At 50.2% G+C, this 10,905-nt stretch carries 8 protein-coding genes, 1 tRNA gene and 1 pseudogene; 4 read left to right on the top strand and 6 right to left on the bottom strand.

The genetic code is table 11. The features are described 5' to 3' along the window. Positions 1-265, bottom strand: a pseudogene (locus tag ACOJS8_RS18770) (sterol desaturase family protein); the annotation flags it as partial. 434 nt (positions 266-699) lie between these two features. On the opposite strand from ACOJS8_RS18770, the gene ACOJS8_RS18765 reads away from it, so the two are divergent. Then, positions 700-3,153, top strand: coding sequence for a TonB-dependent receptor domain-containing protein (locus ACOJS8_RS18765; RefSeq protein ID WP_420150080.1), 2,454 nt, complete (start codon positions 700-702; stop codon positions 3,151-3,153). A 52-nt stretch (positions 3,154-3,205) separates the two neighbouring features. Here ACOJS8_RS18765 and ACOJS8_RS18760 read toward each other — a convergent pair whose 3' ends face one another. Both ACOJS8_RS18760 and ACOJS8_RS18755 read right to left on the bottom strand, forming a co-directional pair. Continuing rightward, a complete protein-coding gene (locus ACOJS8_RS18760) occupies positions 3,206-3,934 on the bottom strand; it encodes an SDR family NAD(P)-dependent oxidoreductase (RefSeq protein ID WP_420150079.1) in 729 nt (242 codons plus the stop codon). 28 nt (positions 3,935-3,962) lie between these two features. Continuing rightward, a complete protein-coding gene (locus ACOJS8_RS18755; RefSeq protein ID WP_420150078.1) occupies positions 3,963-4,370 on the bottom strand; it encodes a pyridoxamine 5'-phosphate oxidase family protein in 408 nt (135 codons plus the stop codon). Between the two features lie 163 nt (positions 4,371-4,533). On the opposite strand from ACOJS8_RS18755, the gene ACOJS8_RS18750 reads away from it, so the two are divergent. After that, the gene (locus ACOJS8_RS18750) at positions 4,534-4,914 is read left to right on the top strand and encodes a DUF7149 domain-containing protein (RefSeq protein WP_420150077.1); all 381 of its coding nucleotides are present in this window, start codon (positions 4,534-4,536) and stop codon (positions 4,912-4,914) included. Between the two features lie 484 nt (positions 4,915-5,398). On the opposite strand, the gene ACOJS8_RS18745 is transcribed toward ACOJS8_RS18750, so the two are convergent. Beyond that, positions 5,399-5,471: transfer RNA gene (locus ACOJS8_RS18745), tRNA-Thr, on the bottom strand. A gap of 97 nt (positions 5,472-5,568) precedes the next feature. Here ACOJS8_RS18745 and ACOJS8_RS18740 point away from each other — a divergent pair. Continuing rightward, a complete protein-coding gene (locus ACOJS8_RS18740; protein ID WP_420150076.1) occupies positions 5,569-7,530 on the top strand; it encodes an ABC-F family ATP-binding cassette domain-containing protein in 1,962 nt (653 codons plus the stop codon). Positions 7,531-7,635: 105 nt separating this feature from the next. Here the strand turns inward: ACOJS8_RS18740 and ACOJS8_RS18735 are convergent, their stop codons facing one another. Beyond that, entirely contained in the window at positions 7,636-8,421 is a 786-nt protein-coding gene (locus tag ACOJS8_RS18735; RefSeq protein WP_420150075.1) for a DUF3667 domain-containing protein, read from the bottom strand. Positions 8,422-8,590: 169 nt separating this feature from the next. Here ACOJS8_RS18735 and ACOJS8_RS18730 point away from each other — a divergent pair, with 169 nt between their 5' ends. Further along, positions 8,591-9,649, top strand: a complete 1,059-nt coding sequence (locus tag ACOJS8_RS18730; protein ID WP_420150074.1) for a PA0069 family radical SAM protein — start codon at positions 8,591-8,593, stop codon at positions 9,647-9,649. Positions 9,650-9,670: 21 nt separating this feature from the next. On the opposite strand, the gene ACOJS8_RS18725 is transcribed toward ACOJS8_RS18730, so the two are convergent. Continuing rightward, on the bottom strand, positions 9,671-10,615 hold the full coding sequence (locus ACOJS8_RS18725; protein ID WP_420150073.1) for a bestrophin family protein: 945 nt from the start codon (positions 10,613-10,615) through the stop codon (positions 9,671-9,673). Positions 10,616-10,905: the final 290 nt, after the last annotated feature.

The raw sequence follows: 10,905 nt of genomic DNA, 5'->3' as shown, positions 1-10,905 counted from the left end.
ATCCCTGTTGATAGGCTACCATAACACCGACGGCGATGGCAGTAAAAATCAGGGACGTGAGCGCCGACCAGCCAATTTCGCGCCACTCCTGGCCCGGCTTCGGGGGACGAGTCTGTACCGTTGATCTAGGCTGATGGTATTGGCCTTGACGACCGGTAAAGAACCACCCAAAGGCTAATGAAAACAGGATGTAGCGGCCAAAAACAGCTATAAAGAACAAAAGTGCCGTCAAGCCCAGGCTTGACCAGGAAGTTATCTGAATCATCGTACATTGATCAACTTAAGCCCTTAACTTGATCAGGGGGCTAATGTTGAGACGAGTTAGCAAGTGTTCGTGCACTAAATGAGCCAACAGCGTATGTGATCCGTTAGCATTACCAACGCCATATTGAGTATGGATGTTATGAGCCTAGACAGGCCCCACTGGATAGTTAAGTTATATCCCCCCGTTCCTTAAAACGAGACACCTTGACAATTTGCTCGTTTTTCAGTTTATCCTTTATCGGAAACAGAACGGACTCGGGTTGATCCATCAGGCTGAAGAAATCGGTGATTAGCTACGTTTGTTTCAAAAATACCAAAATCAAGCCAAACTTGACGATACAGGTGTAACGACGCTTAGATACCTTTGCGGCAATACGGGCAAGCTGGGTTGCATCAGACTATATCAACCTACAAATTCTATAGGATTGAAATTTAATGGCACATCGTCTCCTTTTTTTGCTGATTCTTTTCGGGTATAGCCAGTTGCTGTTTGGACAGTCCGGGCTGCGGGGCTTATTGGTAGATGCTTCCACAACGAAGCCTATTCCTTTTGCGAGCGTAGCGCTCTATCGACCCGCCGACTCCGTGGCTATAACCGGTGCCCTTTCGGATTCTGTAGGCAACTTTCTCATTACGCCGGTGCCCCCCGGTCAGTACGTGCTGAAAACTTTTTTTATCGGTTACAAAGCCCATCTAGTTACCCTCACCCTGAAACGGAGCGAAATACTTAACCTGGGATCGCTTTTGCTTGAACCCGTCAAAAATCAGTTAAACGAAGTAGTCGTTACGGGACAGCGATCAGATTTAATGGTAAAAGCCGACCGCCAAACGTATCGAGCCGCTCAGTTTGGCGCTGCCGTGGGTGGCACGGCGACCGATCTGCTACGAAACCTACCGGGTATCAGCATCAGCGCGGAAGGCGAAGTAACCCAACGAGGAGCTAACGGGTTTTTGGTGCTGTTAAATGGCAAGCCCGTGCAGGCCAATTTAGGTACCTTGCTGAATCAGCTACCGGCCAACACCATTGAGGCCATTGATGTCATTACCACCCCATCGGCCCGATTTGACCCGGATGGCAAGGCTGGTATCATCGCCATCTCCACCAAATCGGGAGTAGATCAAGGCCTGTCTGTACTGGTCAACGGTCAGGGCGGATTCCCCAGTCTGAACGCGTTTGCTAACGGGCATCATCCGGTTCGCTACAGTGCGGACGCATCGATCAGCTACCGAACCAATCGCTGGGACTGGACCCTGAGCATGGCATACCTGCGGAATGATCTGGCCGGTCGACGGGAAGGCGATGTGTACACCGTTCTTGGCAATCGCATGACCCGTTTTCCCAGTACCGGTGAGCGTAGTTTTAATCGCTACACCCTGACCAATCGGCTAGCGATAAGCTTTACGCCCACAAAAGCGGATGTCTGGTCGGCGGGTTTATATTATGGGCATCGTACCGAAGACCGGACGGCCGATCTGGTTTACAACAACCGGGAAACGGATCGGCAAACCGGCTTACTGATTAGCCAGATTGACTATTTCAACGCAAACCTGGTGCGTAAGCGGGGTCAGTTTTTTACGGCCAATCTGGATTACACCCATACCTTTACCAGTAAAACGACACTCAGTGCCGGAATCCTCTATGAATATGATTATCTGGATGGGTTTACGCGCAATCTGAATGTGCGTCGAACCGACACCCGGGATACGCTGCAATACACCTTCACCACCACGGATCGACCCATTGGCAACCTTCGGGCCAATCTCGATGCGAGTTGGCCCCTGGCGGGCGGGCGGCTCGAAGCAGGGTATCAGTACCGCTATCAGCGTGACAATGGCGATTATCGGTATCTCAACCAGGATGGGCAAGGGGCACCGCTGCTCCTGATTGATGCTTTTACCGGGCAAGCCCGCATTACCAATCAGATTCATAGTCTCTACAGTCAGTACAGTCACAAAGCCAGGCAATGGGACTACACAGCCGGTATCCGTTTTGAAGCCGCTGGGCGCGACGTGGTCATCCAGCCGCAAGGGCAAAGCTATCCCTTGAGCCTGAACAATTTGTTTCCTTCGCTGAACCTGGCGTATCGTCCCAGCGAGGACTGGCTGCTTCGATTGGGCTATAGCCGCCGGGTCCAGCGTACCAGCAATCTAGCTCTCAACCCACTGCCCGAACGCGAACACTCGGAAACCCTCGAACAAGGTGATCCGGCTCTGCTGCCTGAATTTGTGGACCTGAGCGAACTGGGTGTAACCCGAACCGCAGGCCGTAGCACCTGGCAGGCAACGCTATATCATCAAAACGTGCAGAACATCGTCAACCGGGTCAATAGTGTGTATGCGGATACGATCCTTAACCGACTCTACACCAATGCAGGACGAGCGCAGCGGCTAGGACTGGAACTCACTGCGGATCTGACGATCACCAAACGCTGGAAGCTCTACGTTGGCGGTACGGTCTACCGGTCGGTAATTTCCGGACAATTGTTTCAGAATACCGTAGTGTTTAACAACCGGGCGTGGGCCTATTCGATGAATGCCAATACTACGATTCAACCGGCGGCCGGATGGGTGCTCCAGGCCAATCTAAATTATCTCTCTCAGCGGATTACGGCCCAGGGCGAAGATTCCCGCTTCTTTGTACCGAATCTATCCATCAAAAAAAGTTTTATTCAAAATCGGCTCTCGGTTCTGTTCCAGTGGCAGAACATAGGCCTGGGTTGGCTAAAGAGCAATGAGCAGCGAATCACCACGCGCGGAGTAGATTTTTATACAACGACGAACTACATTCAGGAGAAGGATATTCTGTTACTTAACCTGAGTTACTCGCTGCATCAGCGGAATAAGCCTGCCAAACTGCCAGGCAATGAGTTTGGTGAGAAAGAGTTCTAATTCTGAAGCAGTCGGCCCTTCTATATAGCTGCTGGATTGAGGGAGGAAACGGCTATAAAACTGCCAGTCGACCGCCATCGGCAACCAGGGTTGTGCCATTGATGAAACGAGCCTCATCGGAAGCTAAGAAACAAATCGCAGCCGCAATGTCGGTAGGCTGACCGATGACGCCCTCCACTTTCTCCTGACCGGATTTGACGTTAGGATTCTCCCAGAGCATGGGGGTATCGACGGCGCCAGGGGCCACGCAGTTGATACGTACCTGATCCATAGGATATTCGGTAGCTACACCCCGCGTAAAGGCTTCCAGGCCGCCTTTGCTGCTGGCGTAGGGAATGACATTGGCCGTCGATTGGTGGGCATGTACCGAGCTGACATTGACGATGGCTCCCCCCTGCATATGAGGAATACAATACTTACAGAATAAAAACACGGCTCGCAGATTGACCGCCTGCACCTGATCCCACTCCTCAACGGATAAGTCTACGATGGGCTTAAAACTCATCATGGCCGCATTGTTGATCAGCACATCAATCCGGCCCCAGCGGGCCAGGGCCTGGCCAACGGCGGTTTCGATAGCCGCTGCATCGGCCAGATCTATCGGGGCAAACTGGACCTCGGTTCCCTGGTCACGTAGTGTGCTTACCAGTTCCCGGCCTCCTTCTTCATCTTTGTCAATGAGCAATAGCTTGCCGCCTTGCTGGGCCAGACATTCCGCCGTGGCCCGGCCAATGCCGGAAGTTGCTCCGGTAACGATACAGACTTTATTCGTGAATGGCATATAGTGTATATTCCAGGGCCTCAGTTGATTAATCCCAGTATTCACCCTGGCTGGTGGTGATGCGCAGCAGCACAAGGTTAGGATCATCCTTTCCTTCGGGAAACCAGTCCCGTAAGCCCTCATCCCATAAGGCATCTACTTTCGACTGGTCTCTGACGATCTCGGCCTGTCCCGCCGTCGATACCGAGACCTGGGTCTGAGGGTTCGAAAAACCCAGAGCGATAGCGGGGTGGTGGCGAATATGCACAACTTTGGCCGAATCGTCACGGGTAAAAAACCACATGGTGCCATCAGGGTCAAGTTGATGGGTCGCCATAGGCCGGGTACGCAGGCTGCCATCGGGGGCCTGGGTGGTCAGCAAGGCGATGCGAATATCCTGGATGTGATGTTTGAGGGTATCAAACTCGTTAGGGCTTAACTGGGAAGCGGTTGACATCGTGTTTTGGGTGTTACGAGGAAATAAGTGAGCGTTGAAGCGAAAAGTTTTAACCCGGCAGTGAATAAACAAGCGTTGAGTATCGATCTCAGGAAAACGCGCATTTGCCCATACACACGTAACGCTGTGAATGTGAGCTTATGCCCGGGTAATTTCGTACGAATTGACTCGATACCCCGCCGAATGGGGACAGCGAATTTTTCGGGTAGGCCAGCGGGCGTGGTTAGTCAATCTGCTGAAGATTTTACCTGCAGAGGTCAAACGGCCCTCCAACAAAGGCGAAATGAGTATCCGCCAGAACCTTAACGCGAAAGCCTTTCATGAACTTCTCCTGTACTACTTTCAGGAACGGGAACGTAGTAGGAACAGCGACATTCGGCACTGCGTCATTACCAACGTCTATGAATGGTTCATCTTCGACGCGGCTCTGATCGACCGTCTGTTTTACCGGAACGCGCATTTAACCAAAGAATACAAAGCTTGGTCGTCGGGCCAAAAGGTTAGTAAAAACAATGAGGTGGGGGAGCGGCCCGGCTGGGTTTGAACTTAGAACCGACAGAAAGACTACAGGTCAACTCACTGGGTAACCCGGTGAGAGAGGCCGTCGAGGTTGAGGTAACCGGAGTCGAAACCAGGTTGTTACAACTATCATTAACCGACATAAAGGGGCGTATTATTGACCAAAGACGTACTGAGCGAGCGGGCATCAGCGAACATTATCGGTTTGATGTGTCAACCATTCCACCAGGTGTCCTCTTATTAAGGGCCAGTAGTGGAACTAGATCTCAAACCGTCAGGATTCTGAAAGTGAATTAATACCGGTATAACCAAGGCAATCCAATGGCCCCGATTAACAGTCGGGGCCATTGGGCTGTTTGAGGCTGCAAAAACGTCCATCGCACAAAAATTTAAGCAGCCTCGTTGTCTCTATATTTCTTTTCGAGAAATTTTGGCCAATAAAAAAAGGCTAATTCGCTGCTTTTTAGTGATTTTAACACTGTAGCGAATTAGCCTTTGTTCTAAAAAAGAGCCTCCTACGGGATTCGAACCTGCGACCTACGCATTACGAATGCGTCGCTCTACCAGCTGAGCTAAGGAGGCTTGTGCGGCAGCAAATATAAAAGTCTATTTGTAGAGACGCAATACTTTACGTCTCCTTTTTGCGACGTACCGTTCTATTTTTGGTAAATTTGCGTCCATGATTTCCATCACAAACCTCTCGTATTATCTCGGCAGCCGGGCTCTTTATGAAAATGCCTCGCTCCATATCAAGCCTAATCAGAAAATTGGCCTGATCGGTCTCAACGGAACGGGCAAATCAACGCTACTACGTATCATCAATGGCGAGTATCAGGCCGACGGTGGTACGATCTCCAAAGCCGGGGACGTAACGCTGGGTTTCCTGAATCAGGATCTGTTATCGTACCAGACCGACGATTCCATTTTGTCCGTAGCCATGCAGGCCTTTGAGCGACAGAATCAATTGCAGAAGCAGATTGATGAATTGCTCCACGAGATGGAAACCAACTACCGCGACGAACTGGTGGATAAACTGGGCAAGGTTCAGGAAGAGTTCGACGCGCTGGATGGATACACCGTTCAGTCGCGGGCCGAAGAAATTCTGGAAGGGCTCGGCTTCTCGACCGATGATCTTCAGAAACCGCTGCGTACGTTTTCGGGAGGCTGGCGGATGCGCGTTATGCTGGCAAAACTGCTTCTTCAGAAACCGTCGCTGCTGATGCTCGATGAGCCGACGAACCACTTGGATCTGCCGTCGATTCAATGGGTTGAAAAATACATCCAGACCTATGAGGGAGCCGTTATTGTGGTTTCGCACGACCGTGAGTTTCTGGATAACGTTATCGACGCAACGGTTGAAGTATCCGGCGCCAAACTGAATTATTATCCAGGCAATTACTCGTTCTATCTGGAAGAGAAAGCACTACGTAATGAAATTCAGAAAGGTGCTTATGAAAATCAACAGGCTAAAATCCGCCAGACGGAGCGGTTCATCGAACGGTTCAAAGCCAAAGCCACCAAAGCGAAACAGGCGCAAAGCCGTGTAAAACAGCTCGCCCGGATGGAGCTGGTCGATGCGGTTATTGACGAGTCGGCGCGGGTAAACTTTAAATTTCAGTTTTCAACCCAGCCCGGTCGGCACATCCTTCATCTGGAAGACATTACGAAGCATTACGGGCCTAAACGCATTCTAACCCATGCCGACATCCGGCTCGAGCGGGGCGATAAAGTTGCGCTGATTGGCGCGAACGGTCGGGGTAAATCGACCTTACTACGTATCATTTCCGGTTCTGAACCAGTCAATGATGGCCGTCGGCAGCTAGGGCATAACGTCTCGTTTAGCTTCTATGCACAGCACCAGCTGGAATCGCTGCACGTTGACGATACGTTGCTGGATGAATTAAAACAGGCTAACCCAACTAAAAGTGAAGGCGAACTGCGGGGCGTACTGGGCTGTTTTCTGTTCTCCAACGATGAAGTGTTCAAGAAAATCAAAGTGCTGTCGGGGGGCGAAAAGTCGCGCGTGGCCCTGGCAAAAGTTCTGCTTTCGCAGGCTAACTTCCTGCTGCTTGACGAGCCAACGAACCACCTCGATATGCAGTCGGTGAATATTCTGATTCAGGCGCTGGAGCAATACGAAGGTACCTACGTAGTGGTTTCGCACGATCGCTATTTCGTTTCGCAGATCGCCAACAAAATCTGGTATATCGAAGACGAACAGATCAAGGAATATCCGGGTACGTACGACGAGTACGAGTGGTGGATGGAAGAAAAAAAGCAGGGTAAGCAGAGCGAGCCCGGATCGCAGGGAGCGTCTAACGGAAAAGCAGCAAGCCCGGAAACTCCTGCGCGAAGCGCCCCCGCAATTCATGCCAGTGATGATGAACGCCGAGAAGGCCAGCGTACGCTCAAAAAATTAACGCAGCAGGCTGAGGAAGCAGAACAAAAAATAGATCAGCTGGAGAGACGTAAGAAGCGGCTCGAAGACGAACTGGCTGATCCGGCTACGTATGGTGACGATAAACTGATGCAGGCTAAAAACGACGAATATCATCGTGTCAAAGCCGAAATCGCGCAGCTTCAGGATGAATGGGAAACCGCCATGCTGCAGGCCGAAGAGTGGGAGAAGAAATTAGCGTAGTCAGTAACGTAGTACTCTTTCACTATTTCACCCCTAAATCCCCGGAAGGGGACTTTGTCCAAATACGAGCAAAGTCCCCTTCCGGGGATTTAGGGGTGAAATACCTTATAAGCCGTATTTTACGTATAAGAATACAGCACTGCCCGATACCACAATCCAGCTGATCAGCGCCAATACCGTGGCCGCGCTGGTTTTCAGGTAATTGACGGGGCTACTGTAGTTTAAGAACTGGTAATAGGCAACCGACAGGTAAACGAGTTGAAAAAGCAGGAGGGTTCTGTTCAGAAAAGGTAAATACGGCTTCAGCGCCAAACCCAGCGTTAAGGTTAACACAATGCTGAACAGTGAGAAAAAACTCGAGAAGAAAACCTGAGCGACCAGATGCTCAGCGTAATTGATGTCGCTACGGCGGAAGCATAACCAGAAAATGAAGGCGAAAAGAGGAATAGCCGCTAACCCGACGACATTGATGTTTTCTTCAATAAAAACAGTTGCCTGATGCCGACGCTCAACGTAGCGCAACTGGTCCGGGGGAATGTTGGGTCTTTTGCTTTGACCCGTGGCTGTTCGGGAAGAAAATGCCGCCGTGTAGGGTTTTATAAGCACATTGACGGACAGATTGAGGCCCAGTATGAGCAGAAGAAACGAGAACGGATTGAAGTATTTCCTACGCTTTTTTTCCAGTACGTATTCACGGGCCGTAACGCCCGGCTGGGTTGCCAGATTCCTGATGAGAAACAATACACCCCGATCGACACTAAAAATAGCCTGCGCAAACTCATCAAGTATATCACGGATTCTGAAACGAGGCAGGTCTGTCGTTTGGCCGCAGGCTGGGCAATGCAGAAAATGACTTTCCAGATCTGCTGAACAGTTGGGACATTTCTCCATAAACGACAAGGTTGAGGTTCAGAGTTTTATGCAATCTGTGTCAAATTAGCGAGTTAGTCAACTCTTGCGTCCTATTGAGTCCGCTCCAAAAAAAGATTTTAATGGATGCGTAGTAACGATTGGTTTTATCGTATAAGTAAAATATAATTGCATTTTACTTGTCGTAGTTATGGGCAATTACAAAAAGGGTAGGGGAGCGCAATTCAATACGGCTAACTCGTATACGGCTCATCGGTATGAACCTGATGAAAATACCGGTTTTTTCGATGAAGATTTTCCTGAACCGGTGGTGAAAACACAATTTTTTGAGGAAACGCCGAAGCAGATCATCAGCCATACAAAAAGCCCGGACGTGGGTTTTTGGGCATCTATCAATCCGTATCAGGGCTGCGAGCATGGCTGCATTTACTGCTACGCCCGGCCCACCCACGAATACTGGGGATTTTCGGCAGGTTTAGATTTTGAAAGTAAAATCATGGTGAAGCGCAACGCGCCCGAACTGCTCGAAAAGCAATTTCAGTCGCGTTCGTACAAGCCGGAAGTGATTCATTTTTCAGGAAATACGGACTGCTATCAACCAGCTGAACGAACGTATCAGCTTACCCGACAGCTGCTTCAGCTTTGTTTATGTTACCGAAATCCGGTATCGATCATCACAAAAAATGCGCTGATTTTGCGGGATCTGGATATTTTGCAACAGATGGCCAGGCTTAAGCTGGTGAGTGTAGCCATTTCCCTGACGACCCTTAACGAAAAGCTGCGGCTACTGATGGAGCCACGTACCGTTACGGGAGCACAACGGCTCAAAATCATCAGTACGCTGCATCAGGCAGGCATACCTGTGGGCGTCATGACAGCCCCAATCATTCCCAGCCTGAACGATCAGGAGATTCCTAAACTGATTGAACAAGCCGCCGAACAGGGGGCCTGCTGGTCGGCCTACACAGTCGTTCGGCTAAATGGCGCACTCGGCCCACTGTTCACCGATTGGCTACAACAAACCTTTCCCGACCGGGCCGACCGAATCCTGAACCAGATTGCCGATTGCCACGGCGGACAACTGAATGATTCCCGGTTCAAAACACGGATGTCGGGCGAAGGGAATTATGCGCATCACATCAAGCAACTACACCGTATTGCCTGCCAGAAACACCTCAGCGATCGGCAGGCGCCAACGCTAACGACAGGGCTCTTCCGGCCAGCGGGGCAGATCGGGTTATTTGAGTGAACGTAGCCCCTTTGCCAACGGCTATCGATCATACCGGAAGCCTGCTTTGGGCGATCCGTTTTGCTCGGGTTGTTCGAGGGTAAGTTTGTGGTCGAACGACTGCGTAACGGTTTTATGAATGCCTTTGCAGATGGTATCGAGGGGCAGATCGTTGGCGTCGGTGCCAAACGGATTTTCAATTTCTTCAGCAATAACTTCAAGGCTGGCCAGTACGTAGAAGACAAACACCACCAGCGGAATGACCAGATAATGCAGATTGGACACGTATCCGAGTGGTAACGTAAGGCAGTATATGGAAATGAATTTCTTGATGAACGAGCTGTAGGAAAACGGAATGGGCGTATTTTTAATCCGTTCGCAGGCTCCGCATATGTCCATCAGCGACTGAACTTCCGGGTTCAGAATAACAAGGTGCTCCGGAAGCAGGATATTTCGGCGCTGCAGTTCGTTAATTTTTCCGAAAATAGCCAGTGCAATCTGTTGGGGTATGTGCTCATTCAGGTGAAGCGTCTGCAGGCTGAACGAAGGGATTTCCGTAAATTCTTTCTCAATCGGTTCCTGGCGGAGGTGATTTTTCAGGGCAAAGGCAAAATTGGGAATCATATTCCGGAAAAACTGACGGGATTCGGCCTGACTGGGTTCCAGTAACTGGTCGAGTTTGAGCGCCATATTTCGGGTGTTATTGACCAGCGATCCCCATAGTTTACGCCCTTCCCACCAACGGTCGTAGGCCGTATTGGTCCGAAAAACCAGCAGCATGGAAATCACAAAGCTCAGCAGCGTGTGCATGAACGAGAAGTTTTTCAGGTGTGGATTTTCGGCCAGGCCAAGCAATTCGATCGCGTGAACAATAATAAAGGCGTAAAAACCAACTCCGATGAGAACCGGGAGTAATTTGCGGACTGTATCGGCCCGGTTGAATGTAAAGAGAAACCGGCCCCATTCTTTCGGGTTGTAATTAACCATAAATACGTTTGGCTGAGTAGTAGGTCATTTTGCCAAAATTAGCAACGTTTCCATTCTTCTCACACGATCAGCGCCGTATACTTGCGCCGAACTAAAGTCGTTTATGTACTAACTATTTACTTTTAAAATTTGCCTGAATGCCTGAATTTCACAGATTATGTACGTTTATAATTTTCTGGATGACCGTCGTTCCACTGATGGGACAACAACTCCAGACGATTGACCATATTTACGATCCTAAAGTGCAGACGGTGCTGCTGTTTCCGCAGGTCAGTGCCAATCCCAACGAC

This window comes from Spirosoma sp. (assembly GCF_048594605.1).
Lineage (GTDB): Bacteria > Bacteroidota > Bacteroidia > Cytophagales > Spirosomataceae > Spirosoma.
The sequence above is the reverse complement of the archived record's forward strand: the minus strand, read 5'-3'. Positions and strand labels throughout refer to the sequence as shown.

Excerpts from the sequence above, each read along its gene's own strand:
- ACOJS8_RS18735 (WP_420150075.1), bottom strand. The coding sequence starts at position 8,421 with ATGGAGAAATGTCCCAACTGTTCAGCAGATCTGGAAAGTCATTTTCTG.
- ACOJS8_RS18765 (WP_420150080.1), top strand. The coding sequence starts at position 700 with ATGGCACATCGTCTCCTTTTTTTGCTGATTCTTTTCGGGTATAGCCAG.
- ACOJS8_RS18740 (WP_420150076.1), top strand. The coding sequence starts at position 5,569 with ATGATTTCCATCACAAACCTCTCGTATTATCTCGGCAGCCGGGCTCTT.
- ACOJS8_RS18755 (WP_420150078.1), bottom strand. The coding sequence starts at position 4,370 with ATGTCAACCGCTTCCCAGTTAAGCCCTAACGAGTTTGATACCCTCAAA.
- ACOJS8_RS18760 (WP_420150079.1), bottom strand. The coding sequence starts at position 3,934 with ATGCCATTCACGAATAAAGTCTGTATCGTTACCGGAGCAACTTCCGGC.
- ACOJS8_RS18725 (WP_420150073.1), bottom strand. The coding sequence starts at position 10,615 with ATGGTTAATTACAACCCGAAAGAATGGGGCCGGTTTCTCTTTACATTC.
- ACOJS8_RS18730 (WP_420150074.1), top strand. The coding sequence starts at position 8,591 with ATGGGCAATTACAAAAAGGGTAGGGGAGCGCAATTCAATACGGCTAAC.